This window comes from Paenibacillus alkalitolerans, from assembly GCF_016482785.1.
GTDB classification, from domain to species: Bacteria; Bacillota; Bacilli; order Paenibacillales; family YIM-B00363; genus Paenibacillus_AE; species Paenibacillus_AE alkalitolerans.
In genome coordinates this window covers 156666-174226 of the sequence record NZ_JAEMXM010000008.1, presented here as the reverse complement: position 1 = coordinate 174226, position 17561 = coordinate 156666, and the positions used below count along the sequence as shown (strand labels likewise).

General features: G+C 53.6%; 14 protein-coding genes. 3 read left to right on the top strand and 11 right to left on the bottom strand.

Annotation, left to right across the window (positions count from 1 at the left end; translation table 11 throughout):
* Positions 1 to 185: 185 nt before the first annotated feature.
* Positions 186 to 2564: an immune inhibitor A domain-containing protein gene (locus JET16_RS15030; RefSeq protein ID WP_199617128.1), complete on the top strand. Its 2379-nt coding sequence runs from the start codon at positions 186 to 188 to the stop codon at positions 2562 to 2564.
* Positions 2565 to 2771: 207 nt separating this feature from the next.
* Here the strand turns inward: JET16_RS15030 and JET16_RS15025 are convergent, their stop codons facing one another.
* The 5 genes from JET16_RS15025 to JET16_RS15005 all read right to left on the bottom strand — a co-directional run bounded on the left by JET16_RS15025 (position 2772) and on the right by JET16_RS15005 (position 8627).
* Positions 2772 to 2981: a CLC_0170 family protein gene (locus tag JET16_RS15025; RefSeq protein WP_199617125.1), complete on the bottom strand. Its 210-nt coding sequence runs from the start codon at positions 2979 to 2981 to the stop codon at positions 2772 to 2774.
* Positions 2982 to 4223, bottom strand: coding sequence for a Ger(x)C family spore germination protein (locus JET16_RS15020; RefSeq protein ID WP_199617123.1), 1242 nt, complete (start codon positions 4221 to 4223; stop codon positions 2982 to 2984). It abuts the gene before it with no gap.
* The gene (locus tag JET16_RS15015; protein WP_199617121.1) at positions 4192 to 5313 is read right to left on the bottom strand and encodes a GerAB/ArcD/ProY family transporter; all 1122 of its coding nucleotides are present in this window, start codon (positions 5311 to 5313) and stop codon (positions 4192 to 4194) included. The genes JET16_RS15020 and JET16_RS15015 overlap by 32 nt, the downstream gene beginning before the upstream one ends.
* Positions 5261 to 6967 (bottom strand): spore germination protein, encoded by a 1707-nt coding sequence (locus JET16_RS15010; protein WP_407673149.1) that lies wholly within the window; start codon positions 6965 to 6967, stop codon positions 5261 to 5263. The genes JET16_RS15015 and JET16_RS15010 overlap by 53 nt, the downstream gene beginning before the upstream one ends.
* An 85-nt stretch (positions 6968 to 7052) precedes the next feature.
* A complete protein-coding gene (locus JET16_RS15005) occupies positions 7053 to 8627 on the bottom strand; it encodes a DUF2339 domain-containing protein (protein WP_199617119.1) in 1575 nt (524 codons plus the stop codon).
* A 188-nt stretch (positions 8628 to 8815) separates the two neighbouring features.
* On the opposite strand from JET16_RS15005, the gene JET16_RS15000 reads away from it, so the two are divergent.
* Positions 8816 to 9274 (top strand): DinB family protein, encoded by a 459-nt coding sequence (locus JET16_RS15000; protein WP_233531615.1) that lies wholly within the window; start codon positions 8816 to 8818, stop codon positions 9272 to 9274.
* Between the two features lie 187 nt (positions 9275 to 9461).
* Here the strand turns inward: JET16_RS15000 and JET16_RS14995 are convergent, their stop codons facing one another.
* A complete protein-coding gene (locus JET16_RS14995) occupies positions 9462 to 10148 on the bottom strand; it encodes a response regulator transcription factor (protein WP_233531614.1) in 687 nt (228 codons plus the stop codon).
* Complete coding sequence (locus tag JET16_RS14990) at positions 10117 to 11547, bottom strand: sensor histidine kinase (protein WP_199617117.1); 1431 nt, start codon at positions 11545 to 11547, stop codon at positions 10117 to 10119. Before JET16_RS14990 ends, JET16_RS14995 begins: the two co-directional genes overlap by 32 nt.
* Before the next feature lie 308 nt (positions 11548 to 11855).
* On the opposite strand from JET16_RS14990, the gene JET16_RS14985 reads away from it, so the two are divergent.
* Positions 11856 to 13892, top strand: coding sequence for a hypothetical protein (locus tag JET16_RS14985; protein ID WP_199617115.1), 2037 nt, complete (start codon positions 11856 to 11858; stop codon positions 13890 to 13892).
* On the opposite strand, the gene JET16_RS14980 is transcribed toward JET16_RS14985, so the two are convergent.
* From JET16_RS14980 to JET16_RS14965, 4 genes are all read right to left on the bottom strand, one after another.
* The gene (locus tag JET16_RS14980; RefSeq protein ID WP_199617113.1) at positions 13889 to 14779 is read right to left on the bottom strand and encodes a DUF72 domain-containing protein; all 891 of its coding nucleotides are present in this window, start codon (positions 14777 to 14779) and stop codon (positions 13889 to 13891) included. The genes JET16_RS14985 and JET16_RS14980 overlap by 4 nt on opposite strands.
* 288 nt (positions 14780 to 15067) lie before the next feature.
* Positions 15068 to 15904, bottom strand: a complete 837-nt coding sequence (locus JET16_RS14975) for a DUF817 domain-containing protein (RefSeq protein WP_233531612.1) — start codon at positions 15902 to 15904, stop codon at positions 15068 to 15070.
* Between the two features lies 1 nt (position 15905).
* A complete protein-coding gene (locus tag JET16_RS14970) occupies positions 15906 to 16568 on the bottom strand; it encodes a serine/threonine-protein kinase (protein ID WP_199617111.1) in 663 nt (220 codons plus the stop codon).
* On the bottom strand, positions 16568 to 17485 hold the full coding sequence (locus tag JET16_RS14965) for an RDD family protein (RefSeq protein WP_199617109.1): 918 nt from the start codon (positions 17483 to 17485) through the stop codon (positions 16568 to 16570). The genes JET16_RS14970 and JET16_RS14965 overlap by 1 nt, the downstream gene beginning before the upstream one ends.
* Between the last annotated feature and the right edge of the window lie 76 nt (positions 17486 to 17561).

Below are 17561 nucleotides of genomic sequence, written 5' to 3'. Positions count from 1 at the left end.
GCACAGGCGCCGCTTCATACTTTGCTCCGTTACGATAAGTGTCGGATTTTTTTCTGGGTCAAAAGTAACCGCTTGTACATTGGGAAAATAATCCTATTTTTGAATCCTTGTCGTAAATGAAAAGGAAATGCCAAATATTTGTGAAATATATGTTACTTGAGTGACATTCACATAGGAGGCGGCTTATGAAAAGTAAGAAACTTCTTTCTGCAACTATGGTTCTGGCGCTAGGAATAGGCAGCATCGGTTCCGCATCTTTTTCCCCGGCTCTTGCATCGCTCCAGGGAAGCGCCCAATCGCAGTCGCCGCATTCGTACACAGACGCTTTTGATATGGGGGTGGCGAATGATGACAAGCTGATTCAGATGTTGAAGAAGAACGGGACGATTCCCCCCAACGCCTCAGCCGCAACGGCGGAAGCGGCTCTTCACTCCTTCCTTCGGGCGAAGAGCGCGGCAGCCGCGACACAAGAGAAGGGCGAGCTTCATAAGCATGAATTGAAACGGGAACAGGCGCTGAAACAAAATTTGCTGAACGACGGATTGTTCAACGGCAGCGGCAATAAGCTGGGCCAAACGAAGAAGAACGGCGTCGATCCGGCGCAGGAAGCAGCATGGACCGGCGGAAAGCGGACAGACAAGGTGCTCGTCCTCCTCATTGATTATCCGGATTTCCCGCATAATAGCATCCAACCTGACGAAACCGATATGTATTACAAAGATTACGTCAAACAACATTATGATGACATGGTGTTCGGATCGAACGGTTACACCGGTCCGAACGGCGAACGATTGGTGTCCGTCAAGCAATACTATGAGTCTCAGTCGGGGGGCAGCTATTCCATCGAAGGCCAAGTGGCGGGATGGTACATGGCCAGCAAGCCTGCGGCCGAATACGGCGCAAACGTGCCGGCTCCCGACGGCAACGACAAGGATGCCCGCGGTCTCGTTCGGGAAGCCCTGCTCGCCGCAGCGAAAGACCCGACGCTCAACCTCAATGAGTACGACAAGGAAGACCGTTACGACTTGGACGGCGACGGCAATTACCGCGAAGCGGACGGCCTGATCGATCATCTGATGATCGTTCATTCCTCTGTCGGCGAAGAAGCCGGCGGAGGCTCGCTCGGCGGCGACGCCGTCTGGTCGCACCGTTGGAACTTGGGCGGAGTCTTTACGCTGCCGGGAACGTCGGCGGACGTCGGCTATTGGAACGGAAGATTGGCCGCTTACGACTACACAATGCAGCCTGCGGACGGAGCCGCCGGGGTATTCGCTCACGAATTCGGCCACGATCTCGGTCTTCCTGACGAATACGACACGATTTACTCCGGTCAAGGCGAAGCCGTGGAGTACTGGTCCATTATGTCAAGCGGCTCCTGGGCAGGGGCGATCCCGGGAACGGAACCGACCGGCTTCAGCGCTTGGTCCAAGGAATTCTTACAGGCGAACGTCGGCGGAAATTGGCTGAGCGGAACCGCGATTCATGTGGACGATATTCCGGCGTCGGGCGTGGAAGTGTTGCTCGATCAAGCGGTAACGAAAGGGCAAAACAACGACGCGGTCCGCATCGACTTGCCGATGAAACAACTGCAAATAAACACGCCTTACAGCGGACAATTCGAATATTTCAGCGGAAAGGGCGACGAAGTCGACCATTCGATGGTTGCGACGCTCGATTTGACTTCTGCGGCGTCCGCATCGCTTTCGTTCAAGACGTGGTACCAGATCGAGCAGGATTGGGATTACGCATCGATCCAAGTGCGCGAACCCGGCGGAAGCTGGATGGCGATCCCGGGCAACTTGACGACGACGGACGATCCGTATCAGCAAAATCCGGGTCACGGCATCACGGGGCATTCCGACGGCTGGGTCGACGCTCAATTCGATTTATCCGCTTACGCCGGCAAATCGATCGAGCTGCGCTTCAATTATTGGACGGACGTTGCAGTATCTGAAGCAGGTTTCTATGTAGACGATATTTCCATTGCCGCCGACGGCAGCACGGTGCTCTTCGACAACGCCGAAGAAACTCCGAAATTCGCTTTGGAAGGCTTTACGGTCGACAAGGGGACAATTTACGCCGAGCACTACTACCTGCTTGAATGGAGAAATCATGCGGGCGTAGACGCCGGTCTCGCGCACATTCGCCGCGGCGCAAGCCTAATGTCCTACGACGCCGGTCTTCTTGTCTGGTATGTAGATAACTCTTACGACAATAATTGGACCGGCATCCATCCTGGAGAAGGCTTCCTGGGTTTGGTTGACGCCGACCAGAAAGGCGTTATGTGGAGCGACCGAATTGTGGCGTCGTCCCGTTTCCAATTGCACGATGCCGCGTTCGGCTTGGCGAAAACCGCAAAGATGGATATCGATTACACTGCGCTGTACGGTGCGACGATCAAAGACAACAGCACTGCAATGAATCCGATACTCGATGACAGCCAATCTTATCTCAACCCGGATTTGCCTGATGCCGGCCGCAACATTCCGCAATACGGACTGAAGATTCGCGTAATCGGAGAGGCGTCCGACCGCTCCGCCGCGAAAGTGCTGTTGCATAAGTAAGCTCAGATAAGAAAAACTTCTATCGAAGTACACTCAAGGATGAGCGACCGCGATGTAGAGGAAGTTTTTCTTGGTATAGAATTGACTCGTTTCATGTTGTAGCAGAAAACTTATAAATTCGTTCAAAAAATACCCCTTCGATTGCCGTCGGCAACCGCTCTGCGATAACATCCGCAATCGAAGGGGTGCTTTTTTTTAAACCGTATCCTATTGCATCATTCCTTGAATGATCCAATTGCCCGCCAGCATAATAGCACCCAGGATTATATTGAACCACCCCAAGATACGGGCCGTTTTCTTCTCTTTGTGCATCTTTTGTTTGTCATAGTCCTTCACGTCAAAAGCCAGCATTCCCGCTCCGGTAAGCAAAAACAGCAATATGATGTAGGTGAAATGGCCGATGTAAGTATTAATCATTTACCTGGCCTCCATGCCGACGCGCCGCACATTCATCTGAACGTTGACTTCCACGGGTATATCTTTGTACATATCCTGCCATTTTTCTTTTGTTTTGATATGTTGGTTCCAATATCCCGATTCCCTCGCCCGGACATACTCTCCAAACCCGAAAATATCCGAGCCTTTCTCTTGGGTTTTTCGAATCAAATCAATATATCCTTTTCTCGCACCCTTTCGCAGCTCTTCTTGTATTTTCAAAACCGTCGCGCTGTCAAGTATGAACCGGTCGTTGGATTTTTCGAGCAAGTTGCCCTCGACGGATATGTTTACCTCTACATGAGGGGTTCCGTTCTTAATTTTCACTTTTATCGCCGAATCCCTGCTTGTGCCTCCGAACACGACAAAATCGTTCTCCGTTCCGGGAACCTTCACATACGTCTGACCCCCGGCCGGTCTCTTGCCTGTAATGCCCATGTAAAGAGGAATATCGATCGGATCCGTAGTGCCCACCATTTTTTCGCCCCGGAACAACGCTAAACCGCTGATTTGCACGGTGTCTTGACCCTTCAGTTCGATGTATGGCAAAAATCCTTCCTGCCCTTTAGCCGAGGATGAGCTCCAGAATAAGCCGAGAAAATCGTCCGGAAACCTTCCCATCTTCACCGACTGATCCATCGAGGTCAACAAATAAAGCGTAGGGACCCTCTCCAATTGAGGGGAGGCAAGCATTACCTCCCTCGCCTTGCCTTTGGAAATAAACATCCAATTCATTCTTCTCACTTCGGGATTGCGGCGGAAATAGTCGTTCAAGTTCCCCAATCCTTCTTTTGCGACGGCCTCGGACACGACGATAATTCGCAAATGGCCGAAAAACAATCTCGCGGCAACTTTTTGCTGCATTATATTGATTGCATCCTCCATCGTATGCCCCGCAGCTTCGACTACCCAGATCGATTGCTGCCCTCCGCCCCCTCCACCTCCTCCGCCGCCTTGGCCGGGTCCGAGCGGAATGCGCCCCGGTACGGCGATTTGTGCTGTAAGACGTACCATGTCCGTATCGGGCGGCGGAAGCGCACCTCTCTTGAAGGTTATTTCCTCCTCCTTTTCTTCGGCTCCCGGGCGGGCGACATCAACGCCGATTCCGAGAATGACCGCCCGTTCTTCGATTTCTTGGCGGTCCCAACATCCAGTAAGTTGAGAAACGGCGAGAACCGCAACGATAAGCAAATTAACCCGATTGATCCGTTTGCCTCTGCGCACGATGACCCTCCCTCTTTCTGCGGATGGCGGCGATGACAAAGAGAATGAAAGGATACGCAATAGTTATCAACAGACCGATACGGCCCACGACCTCAACAATTTCATACATCTGCAGTATGTTTTGCGGCAGCATCGCCATGATAAACACGAATGGAAGCATGAACATGGAAAACATCTTGTGGTCACGCTGCCGAAACAGCTTGCTGATGGCATGGATCGTTAAATAGTAGCTGGAAAACAAAGTCGTAAATACGGCCGTCACCCACACGCCAAGGAATGCCGCATCCAGCCGTTCCAAAATATTCGCAGGCAGAGTGGTCGTCTTCGCAAGCTCAAGCGTCGGCCATAGCAGACGTTTCGTCTCCTCGGAACCGAACACTCCGACTACCGCGATCACAATTGAAAGATAAATCCCTCCGGCAATGATGAGTCCGCATACGGCCGCTTTCATCGCCCTCTCCGGTCTGCGCATGGCGGGAATGACGATGGTGAACACGAACGATCCTTGAAACAAGGCGGCAACCGTCAGTATTCCCCCCATCATTCCGCCCGGCTCGTTGCCCATGATCGGCTGCAGGTGGATCCAGTCCGCGTTTTTCAAAGACAAAGCGACGATCAACAAGACGGGAAAGACGAGAATGGGTAAGTAAAAATGGTGAATATACGCAAATGTCGTAATGTCGTTGCGCGCCGAGAAGACGGCCAACAGCAGCATGACGATGACGGTAATCTCCAGGGGCGTCTGCTTCAAGACCGATGTGATGACTACTTCCCCGAATTCCCGCGCCGCAAGAGAAGTCAGTATGGCGAAGAAGGCGATTATGAACAGACTGCCGACTGCGGCGATCCATCTGCCTAGTAAATCTTCACTGTACAAAATAATGGACTTGCTCGGGAAGTACATGCCGAGCTTCGTGATGAGCCACAAACCGATTAACGCAACCACAATGGCTAACGATGTGACAAGAGGCGCCCCCGTATCGGCGGCTTGAACGGCGAAAAGCGGCAGAGGAAGCACCCCTACCCCAATAATGGTGCTAATCAGTACGGCTGCCGCTTGAATCGCTGTGATCTGTCGAGGATACTCCATCGGATTCACCCCATTTTTCATTGCCGACTTTTAACGGGTCTAACGTATTTACAGGCGGTTGTTTAATATGTTCGACAGTGCTTTCGCTAAGACGGGTACGGTTGGGCGTATGGAGGAACGACGGCCTCTTCTTCATCCACCATAGCGGCGCGCGTATTACGGTATCCTTCATGCCCTGGAAGTTGCCCGGAACAAGCGGTGTGATATAAGGCACGCCGAACGATCTTAGCGACAGCAGATGGTTCGCGATAAGGATCAGACCGACCATCACGCCGTAGAGCCCGAACATACCGGCAAGAATAACGAGCGGGAAGCGCAATAATCGCAGAGCAAGGGCAGCATTATACGCCGGCGTTGCGAACGAGCCGATCGTCGTGAGCGCAATGACGACCACTGTGATCGGATTGACGAAGCCCGCGGACACCGCGGCTTGTCCGATTACAAGCACGCCGACGATCGACAGCGCGCCCCCGACTTGCTGCGGCAACCGGACGGTCGCTTCCCTAAGAACTTCCATCGACACCTCCATGACGAACACCTCGACCACGGACGGGAAGGGTACGCCTGCTCTGCCGCCGGCTACGGCTACCGCGAATTCCGTCGGGATCAGCTCCGGATTGAAGGAGATGACCGCCACATAAAGCGACGGAGTGATCAAGGAGAAAACCAAGGCGATAAGTCGGGCTAAACGTATGAAGCTGACAAGCAAAAACCGTTCCGTATAGTCCTCCGTCACTTGATAGAACTGGTTGAATACGGTCGGAACGATTAAGGCGAACGGAGAGCCGTCAACGAGAATGGCCACCCTGCCCTCAAGCATATTTGCGACCGCTTTGTCTGGCCGCTCGGTATTTTGCACCTGCGGAAACGGCGTTATATGATTATCCTCTATAAATTGTTCAAGCTGCCCGACATCCAAAACTCCGTCAATATCAATGGCGGACAGACGCCGCTGTACTTCCTCCACTAATGCGTCGTTCACGATCCCCTTAATATAGCAAACCGCCACTTTTGATTTTGTGATGCGGCCGATCTTCATCGTCTTCACCCTGAAATCCGTCGAAGGCAGGCGATACCGCAGCAAACCCAAGTTCGTCTGGAGTTGTTCGATAAACCCTTCGCGTGGCCCTCGAATCACTTGCTCCGTAGCAGGCTGATCGATGGCTCGCTTTTCCACTTTCCGGGTTTCTACTACAAACGCTTGATCCAGACCGTCGACGAATACGACGGTTTTTCCGCGCAATACGGCTTCGATCGCTTCATTCAGCCGGTCCTTCGCTTTCCCTTTGCTGTGGTAAAGCGCGTCTTGCAGTATTATGTCTTTTAATTGGGATAATTCTATATGCTTGTCTTCCAATTGACGGGGCAAATACATGAATGATTTCAACACTTCCGTATTAACCATCGTCTGATTGACCAAATCCGTTATATAAAGCATTGCGGCCGGAAACTTTCCGAAAATATGAAATTCGCGAACCTCGAAATCGTCGTTCTCACCTAACAGGTTATTGGCGGTAGCCAACATTTCTTGCAGGTCGCTTGTAACTTTAACGTCTTTCAACCGCTCCATCGCTTGATCCGGTATTTCTTGTTCGGTCTGTTCTACCGGATTTACCCGCATTTGATTTGTATGCCGTTTAAACCGCCGCCACATTGAGCATGCACACCTCGCCCCGTCCGAACTGGCTGAATTAAAATATTAGTTATTATTGCCATTGACGGCGAGGTTAATCACTTGGTTAATCTTTGGGAGCGGGCTTCCACTTCATATTAATCCACGTAACGGCGAAGCACAGCAGTCCGAGCACGAGCAGGACGACGATCCGGTACAGCGAGTCTTCGTCGATCATGTCGAAAAACAGCGCCTTGACCGCGACGACCGCAAGCACGGCGGAACCGAAAATCCGGAACGCGTTTTGGCGCGAGTATGCTCCCCACAGAAACAAGAGCACCGAGTAGATCCCCCAGGCTATGGAAAGCGTAAGATTCAAGCTTACTGCATGATTCAATGAATCGTACGCTTCGAACAAGTTGATCGTCTGGACGGTCAGAAGGCCGCCCACCACCATGTGGCTGAGAATGGACCAGCAAACCGCCAATACCCGGTTGTCGCGCTCATTCGTATTGGAGAACCGGACCCGCATCGAATAATAAAACCCGATTCCCGCAAGAATGATCCACGCCACAGCGCCCCAATTCAGGAACGGAATGAACGTGCCGAACCATTCTCCGATCGGCGCTTCCCATGTGGTGAAAAACCAGTATGAACCCGCGCACAACCATACAAAGACGGATAATCCTTTCAATATGTCGATTCGCTTCCACTGGCCTGCAGCGACCAAGAGAACCGCAACGAGCTCCCAGAATATGACGTCGATCAACGGCTTCGCTTCGAGCGACCCGCCGAACTGCGCCGCTGCAATAAGCAGAAGCAGCGCGCCACCCAGCAGCTTTGTCAGCACCGGTGCGGTTGCGGCGCGGCCGCTCAATCGGTACACCGCCCAACCGAGCGTTAAATAAATAACCCCCATACCGAGCAGCGGCACCGATGGTGCGGCGAAGTGTTCGAGAATAGTGACGCTCCATAATCCGAATAACACGGCGTTGGCGATCCCGAGATATAAATTCGAGCCTTCGAACTTGAGGTTGTTGCGCCACGACGATACGAAGAATGCGATGACGTAGAAGAGGAAAGCGGCGGCGGCGTAACGGAACGGCACATGCCAAATCTCGTCCAGGTCCGGCGAGAAATGAAAATAGTAGACAGCGAACATCAGCCATGTGCCTGCGAACGCCACGGACCGCAGCTCCGGCCAACGTTTATAAATGCTAAGGGCGAAAAATACCGCATTAATCACAAACAGGTATAGAAACAAGGTGAATACTTGATCGGTTTCCGGTCTCATGACGACCGGTGAAATCAACGCGCCGGCGAGTCCCACATTCATAAGCAAACGCGAATGGAACCGGTACGAATACAACCCTAAGACCGCCGTCACTCCGACCATGCACAGAAACACAGTCATCGGATTCCACAAGTCAAAATAAATGCCCGCAAACGAGAACGTCGTATACAACACCGCAAATCCGAGTCCCGAGACCATTTCGCTTAACGCGGCGAATGCGGTCTTCTGGAGCAGGGCGTATCCTCCTACGACGAGACCGCTCCCGAGAAGCAAGCCAATGCCTATCTTGATTTCATCGGTAAGCCACCCTTGCTCGGACGTGTACTGAAACAGCGTGACAAACGCGAACAAAATAAAAGTGATGCCGAGCAGCGAGGTCCAATGCTTTCTAATCTTTTGATCGGTCATGTGTCTTCCCCCATTCGGTAATTATGGCTTCATTGTAGAAGTCATGGAGGAAAAGCATAAGTTCAAACTTTTCATAGTACCGAACGTGCATTCGCGTTTTGATTGCATTCTAGATAATTGTGAATCACCGGTGTGAGGAAAATAGTGTTACAATATGGATTAAATCGTGGGAAAAGGTGGAGGTTGCATTGATTACGCAAATGAAATCCATGTTGAGCCATATGATATGGGCGGACGATCGCATTGTTCGAACATTGAGCGCGGCTGAGGCGGCTCCGCCGGAAGCGGTTCGTTGGTTCGCGCACATATTGGGGGCGGATCGCGTCTGGCTCACCCGGTTGAACGGCGAGGACAGCTCGGGTCTGCCGGTGTGGCCGGAGATGGATCTTGCGGCTTGCGTCGCATTGGCGGAAGAGAATGCGGCAGGATATGAGCGATTATTGGGGCGGCTCGATGAGGGGGCTATGCTGAAAGATGTCGTCTACCGAAACAGTGCGGGGGCTCAGTTCTCTACGTCCGTGACGGATATTTTGACCCACGTGTTTTTGCATGGAGCCTATCACCGCGGACAAATCAACGCCTCGCTCCGGGGTTCGGGATATGAGCCTGTAAATGTGGACTTTATCACGTTTGTGCGCGAGCGCTGAGCTGCAAGAACCTTAACGGAAAATCTTGTTATTAATTGGGGATCAGTCGGTACGGAGCGAACAGTTAACGGAAAATCATGTACTTAAGTCGGAGCAATCCAATAGAAAAACACAATAAGCCGCTGTTTAAGCACACAAAATTCCGTTAATGTTGCAAGAGCGGATAAAAGGAGTTGTGCTGGGAACATTATTTTCCGCTATCGTTAAACAATCCGGCATCGCCCGCCTTCTTTGCGGCTTCTTTGCTGCTGCCGGCTCCAAGCTTCTTGATGATGTGACCCACGTGAATTTTAATAGTGCGCAAGGATACGACAAACCGATTTGCAATCTCGGGCTGCGTATGCCCATCGTGGATCATCTTCAACACTTCAAGCTCGGTCGGCGTAATGCGGTCGCGAAGCTCTTTCACCTGCACGTCCCGCTCCAGCTTCTTCAAGCGCCGGAATTCCGCGCGCATCTGCTCGGCGGCATCCGCGGAAATCGCCGCACGGTTGCGGTGGGCGGCCCTCACCGCATCCGGAATGCTCTCGAAATTCGACTTGATATGATAGTCGATCGCCCCCGCGCGGAACGCATCGAAGATCGTTTCCTTATCCTCCAGCGAAGTGAGCATGATCACCTTCGCTCCGAGCGCTGAGGTCAATTCCGCCGTAAGGTCGATGCCGGCCGGCGACTCCGCCAGCATGATATCCATGAGCACGACGTCCGGATCGTGCTCCTCCGCGGCGCGGCGGGCATCCTCGGGTGTAGACGCCGACGCGGCGACGCGCAGATCCGGCTGCGCATCCAAGTATGCCTTCAGCCCCCGCAGCCAATCCGGGTCGTCCTCCACAAGCAGCACCTTAATTCGTTCCCGTTCCAACCTCTGCTCCATCCCGAAGCACCCTCCCTGCCGTCCGATCTAAAGCCGCTTTCATTTTTGCCCGTTTGCCCTTGGGGAAGTTCAATGACACGGCCGTCCCACGGCCGACCTCGCTATGCAGATCGAGAGTACCTCCGTGTTTTCGCATTACGCTGTAACAATACGCCAGCCCGAGGCCGAAATTAAGCGCTCTTCCGGCTTTCGTCGTATAGAACGGCTCAAGCACCTGGCTTATTTGCTTCCGATCGATGCCGACGCCCGTGTCCCGTATTTCAACCGACACCGTACGTTTCGTTTCGTATATTTTCACATAAAGCCGGCCGCCTTCCGGCATCGCTTCGACGGCATTGCGGACGATGTTGGTCAACACCTCCGCCGTCTGCGCTTTGTCACAGTCGACAAGCAGCTCGCCGCTCCACTCCTTCGTAACGGCGATTTCGGCGGCTCCCGCGGTTTCCGCCTCGAGCACATCTTCGCACAACCGCGTTAACGAACACGGCTCGATTCGCAGCGGCATCTCTTGCGTCTTATCGTGCACGCGGGAAATCATCTCTTGTATGTGCTCCGACGAGCCGAGCACAACCTTGATGTCCTCCGCCAATTCCTTCTGTCCGGTTTGTTCCGCGTATGCTTGAATTTTCGCGCCGAACAGACGCATTTTGCCCACATCGTTCTTAATGGCATGGTTCAGGATAGCCGTGCCGGACGTGACCGCCCGCAGCGTGGAGTCCAACCGGCGGGTTTGCACCAGAAGCTGCACGCCCATAAATCCGTATCGAAACAAGGAATATAAGAAAACAGCGAAGCCGGCGGCAACCACCCAAGTATTATGCCGCCAAGCGCCGATCATGCCCAGGGACTGCAGAATATAGTTCAGCACCATAAAGAAAGCTATTGGAGGCAGGACGGCTAAACAAGTGACGATGTGGCCGCGCCGCAATACGCGGTTCACTTCCCGCTTGCTCAGTACAAGCCCGATTCCGGCCGCAAAATAAGGAACCGCCCACGAGGCGACGACCGGGAACGCGATCGGGTACGATTCGGTGTAGCCCGGGGTAAGCGCTAGACATAAGCCGATCGGCACGAACAACAGCGCGGGAACCACCTGCGCCCATTCGCGGGGCAGCCGGACACCTCTATAATGTATAGCGAACATGAGGAAGCCGTACGGCAATCCGTAATACGACGCCAACGACGACCAGGCCTGCAGGCGGTACAACGCCGCCGTCACGCCTAACTCCGCATAATGCAACTCAACATATGGATAGATCCTGTTGTCGATGAGCGCCGCAAGCGCTCCTAACGCGCCGCATAACGACGTAAAGCTGAGCCATCTCGCCGATTTTCGCCGCGGGTCCGCGATAAACAATATGATTGCTGCCGTCAGCAGCGCCGTGAATACGAACGGCATGAGGCCTACTCTCCTATCCGACGCTACGCAAAGTCTTGATCCTGCCCCCAATTGTACATCCTGGCCGCAACGATAGGCAATTGAAAATATTAACGTGCCGCTTGTCCGCATCAGGCCCGAAAACTAGCGGAAGCACAGGGCTTTATTGACCGGTATTTTCAATACTTATTCACGCAGGGAAGGTTCATTCGAAAAACCAATTGTCCGCCGACACCTTCGGTAGATTGCGCGGCACACAGCAACCAACATCTCCTTGCTCGCGTCTTATGAGTATGTACAATCGATGCTCCATGAAAGGAGAACAATGAATGATACATCTTAAACTAATGCGCACTTTTGTCAAATGGCTCATCATCGTGACATTACTGCTTCTGGCCAGCGGATGCTGGGGGGCTTCGGATACAAAGGACGTACGCACGGTAACGGAGGGCGAGGGGATACCGCCAACCGAATCAAGGTCCAATGGCAAACCAACGCCAACTTCCGGCAATGAATCCAATGCCGCAGGTCAGCCCTCATGCGGTTCAGCCGTTACGGTTGGCGGCGAATGCGCTGCCGCCGACGCTGACCATATCGAAATTCCGGCGACGGACGGATTGCGTCTGACAGGTATAGATACCGTTGAAAGAGAATCGGAGCTGCGAGAATACCCGATGGCGGGTCCTTTCTTTTTCAGCCAAGCAAGGACCGATCTTTTGTTTAATTTTTCGGTACCGGACAAATTGCTTCGGGAAAACTTCCGCATTGACGAACTGTACGATGGCGCGGAAGCGTACGCGCTCCTGCCGGACGGCGCCAAACAGACACTTGCCGTACAGCGCAACAACAACGATGCAGGGACCGTGCAGCAAATCCGTCTCATGTTCCAAAATGCACCCAAGCAGGACATCCTTGTTCAGCTAACCGGCAACGGCGACGACAAGGGCCTCCGAACGATTGAACTTGTGTTACGATATACGGAACCTTTCACATACGGGATTTATTTCGGCGGTCAGAACATAAGCGCTCCGGAGGTAGAAGACGGAATTATCGACTGGCGAAGACACTTTGTAGAAGCCGGGACGGAAGCGACCTATCGGCTTGAGTTCAGCAAAGCCGTCGACCGGAATTCCGTTCGCCGTCTGTTGACGGAAAGACTTCCCTACGAGCAGTGGAAAGAGAACTGGCTGGACGAGAATTCGCTGGATTTGACGTTCATGCTGGATCCGGAACGCGGCAACTATTCGTTCCACTTGTTTCTTGACGGCATCGTTGACCGGGACGGTTACGTGCTGGCAGGATCGCGATCGTTACACATCCAGCCGTCTCCCAGAAAAACTTTTTATGCCGTGAATACGGTTACGGGAGAGAAGCGCCAACTTTTCGATACCGTTAATGACTACTTGAAGATGAATTTTTCTCCGAACAGCAAATGGGTGATCGTACAGGAGAGCAGGATGACGGAGGAATCCCCGTCTGTATTTTCAATAAGGGAAGCATACGGCAGGCACGAAACGGTGAAACGGTTCGATCCGAACCGTGCCGAACATTTGCAGTGGTTGCCCGGCGGCGATCGCTTCGTATATGTTGATCAGCAACAGCGGTTGATCGTACACGATCTGACGGACGGATCGGAGAAGCTTGTGTGGGAAACCCCGGTAACCAAGGGGGAAAACCTGAATCAAGAGGGCGGCGGATGGCTCTGGATCGTACCCTATGTAGACGCCGACGGACGAATCGACATATTGGCGATGCGGACCGGGCCAAATCCGGGGTATTCGTTCGAGTTCACTGCCGATTTATATTCGCTTGACGGAGCCGAAGACAGGACGCCGCGCCGTCTGAGCGGTTTCCAGCACGGAATATGCGAACTGATGCGTTGTTCGCTGAATTACACTGTCATCGACGGAAATTATTCGGTTTATATACAAACAATGAAGCAAACGGACAACGGCGCAATCCCGCTTTATCATTTGTTGGATCGCCGCACAATGAAGCTGTCTCCTCTTAGCGGCATTCAAGGGCGGTTCATCGGGGCCGCTCCGGACGGCCGGTTATTGTTCGCCGAAGAGATGCCGTCAATCGGTACGGCCGAATTTAGGTACGAATATGTGCTCTACGACCCGTACACGTCACGCAGCGAAAAGTTTGTCGAAACGGAGAAGACATGGTTCGGCACAACCGATTACGGAGCAAGCAAAAATCTGTATGCGCGCGGACGAAATCAAATATATCTATACGACGGCGGCGAGTCTTGGAAGCTTGCGCATTTGAATCATAAAACGTTCATTGACAGCGATGAATTTCCGGTGGACCAAAAGGGTGCAGTTCTCTACCTATATACAATAAACAAGTCACAGCGCTAGTTTCCGTCGTCCGAAAACAAATCCAGCTGCTCCGGCACCGGCTCGCCGCGCTCAAGCCCGAGCATGCGCATCAACCGTTTGGCGTTGCCCGCTCCGTGACCTCCGGAGTTGTTGTTGAAGATAACGCATATCTCCTTCGTGCCGGCAAGCATGCCCTGCAGCACCCCGAGCCATTCGGTCAGCTCTTCGTTGCTGTAATCGTATAAATAACGCACATTGCGCCAATTCGGGCTGCCGCTGGAGTACCATCCTTCGGCGTTGCGCCCGTGGAAGCGGACGACCGTACGCTCCGGATGGGTCGGAACGGGCACCGTCGGAACGGACCCGCTGCCTGCCTGCGGCTCGTCGCACACGCTGTGCATCCATCCTTCACGCTCCATGAATGACAGCGTGCGCTCGCGCATGCCGGGAGCGAACCAGCTTTGGTGGCGGAACTCCAATGCGACCGGCCACCCGTCCATCAGCTCCTTCGCGCGCCGGAGCGTACCGACATTGTCGCGGGTGCAATCGAACCATGGAGGATACTGAAACAATACCGTCTTGAGCTTCCCCGAAGCGAGCATCGGTTCGAACGCTTCCCGGAAGGCGCGGAACACGGCTGCGTCATCCTTGTCGGCCGCCGGATCGGCTGCCGGACCAGGCGGTTTCGTCCGCCCCCGCTCATGCCCCGTCATCGCCTGGTTCGCCTTAACCACGAAGCCGAAGTCATCTGCGGTCTCGTCCACCCATTTCCGCACCGTCTCCGCCGCAGGAATCGCATAGAACGAGTTGTCCACCTCCACAACGGGAAATTGCCGCGAATATAACGCCAGCTTCCTTCCCGCAGCCGTTCCCGGCGGATACACGGACGGATGATCGCCCCACCCGGCAAGTCCGATTTGTATCATTGAAAGCTCACCCCCGCCTTCCCATGATGGCAAAACTTTGTTTATATAGTGTCGTCAGATTGCTCAACTTCCCGGCTATGTGCCATTAGCTGTATCCGGCATGGCAAAAGTGTGTTCATAATCGGTTGTCCGGGCAACACGTTATGAACAGCAGATTGCCATATTTGAATGACTGGGCTATTTTTTGCTGGATTTTTAGCAACGAGACAACAATTAACGCGCAATCAATTGCCTATTTACCGCCTTGGCGTGCCTCAATCGGCAACATCCATATCACTGCGAAGCGAATCACCGGCCAATATCCATATTGCCGCTTACAGACTTTTCATCTCGCGACAAACGACCCTTGACAAGCTTCAACTGCGCTACGATCAAAAAGCTGACGATAACCAACAAGAGCCACGAGCTGACTTTGCCCAGATGCACAAGCTCCCAAGCCCGCGCCTGATTCGGATATTGCCATGCCCCGAAGTAGGTGCCGATATTTTCCCCGATCCATATGAAGAAACCGATCAATACGAAAGACATCGCCAACGGCATCCGGTACCGCGAGCTCCCTACCGTAAATTCCACCGAAGTCCGCCAAAAGAGCACAATAACCGCAGCCGACAACCACCAACGAATGTCGATCCAATAATGGTGGGTGAAGAAGTTCAAGTAAATCGCCGCCGCAAGCGGCGCAACGAGCCCCATGCGCGGCCAACGGATCAGCCCCAAATCGAGTCGGCGCCAAGCCTGGCACATGTAGCTCGCGATGCTCGCATACATAAATCCGCTGAACAGCGGTACCCCGAACACTTTAAAGATGCCCGCGTCCGGATATGACCACGATCCCATATTCACCTTGAAGACTTCCAGAGCCAATCCGATCACGTGAAACACGGTAATCACTTTCAGTTCGTCGCGCGTCTCCAAGCCCGAGCGCACCATCCACCACTGCATGCCGATACAAACCAACAGCAGCCAGTCATACCGCGCCAACCATGGGAGATCCACGACCTTAGTGACCGCCAACGCAGCAAAAATAACCCCCGGAAACAAACAAGCGAGCGCTTGCTGCACTCCGAATCGAACCGTCTGATTGAAAACATGCCTTATTCCGAGAGACATTTTCACAGGCTGCATGCTACGAATCACTCCCCAACAAATCTTTGCCCCGGCGCAGCCAGCGATACCCCTTGCGAACCCCGTTCAACAACGCGTCGGGTACGGCAACCGGCTGATCGTGCATGTACGGCAAGTACACTTTATAATACGCCTTCCTTAAATCCCGCCACATGTTGCACGGATCCGTCTTCAGAAAGTCCGACACGTCGACGACGGCGCCGCGGCCGTTCTCGCTTACCATGACGTTCTTTCCGTGCACGTCATGCGGATTCAATCCGCGTTCCCTGGCGTATTCAAGCGCTTCGTCGATATCGTTGACGGCCTGCTCCGGAATGCGAATGCCGCGTCTCATGCAATCGTAAAGAGTGACTCCGTATAATCGGCGCAGCACCAAATAACGAAGTTCCCTGTTGGAGTGAAAGCATTCGGCGTATGCGGGATGATTGCCGAGACGCCGGTACACTTCGACCTCGTCTTCCCAGCCTTCCCTTCCGGGCGCGTACAATTTCAATACCCGGTCGGGGTATTCGGGATGCGACACGACCGCCGCATAGTTGCCCGCCCCAAGCACCTTCCACGGTTCAGGCAGATAACGGACCGTAATAGGCTCGAGCGGGTTCGTGCTCTCAATATCCAGCAGCGGCAGCAATTGCGATTGTATCAAGCTCAGATAACGGTGCATCACCGGTTCTCTCCGATCTGCGCCAGCTCCCAATCATCCCTTAATGCCGCATATATGGCGAGCGCCCAAAGAACGGCTTGTTCATCCAGCAGCCTCTGTTCCTGCACTGCCGTATGCGGCTGTGCCGAGCCGAAAGTTGCGGAAGTTCCCTCTTCGGACGGTTCCCTCAGCTCTCTCCAGCGCTCCTCCAATTCCAGCTTCGGCGCAAGCAGTCCGACGATTCCTTCGGCCAATTGATCCGCCCGTTTCGGGGCAAGCGTCCGGAGCCGTTCGACGAATCCGGACAGTAAGGACCACTCTTGTTCGGTTACTCGTTCTCTTACCCATGGTTCGAATGCAAACTGCGGGAGCTGCGCCTGCTTATCCTTCAGCAGCTTCTCGATCCGTTTCCGCTGCCGTTTCCCGCCGCTGCGCTCAAACACGACGACCGTTGCCGCCGCCCAATCGCCGATCCTCTTGTCCTTGGGATGAAAGAAACTGAATAATATTCCGGCAAAATACAGCGATGGCAGCATATCGATCAGACGGAACAGGTTGCGTATGACGGCGGAGAGAAAGCTTAACGTCCGTCCGTTCTCTTGAATGACGCGGATGCCCATCGCCCGCTTCCCGATCGTCCGGCCGCCCGTCGTATATTCCGCAACAATAAAATATAACGCGTTGAATGCGGCGTAGAAAATAATCATCGCCGCAGCCCCGTATTCCTCCAGCCAATCCGGCATCGCGCCGCCGATCGCTTCGGAAACGGCCCAGCCGGCAAACGCAATCCCGGCATTCACCGCAAGTATGATCAATCCGTCGATCAATTGCGCGCCGGCGCGGCTGCCGATGCCTGCCGTCTCGAAACGCAGCTCCACCTGCTCGGGCGTCATAACCGTCAGCCGGCGCTCCGGGTTTCGCTCGTGTACAGCTTGCATATCGGTCTTCCTCTCCCCCATCATTCAATGTTAGTATTGGTGTTATATTACTTGCAAAAGGAGTGTCCCCGCCCCT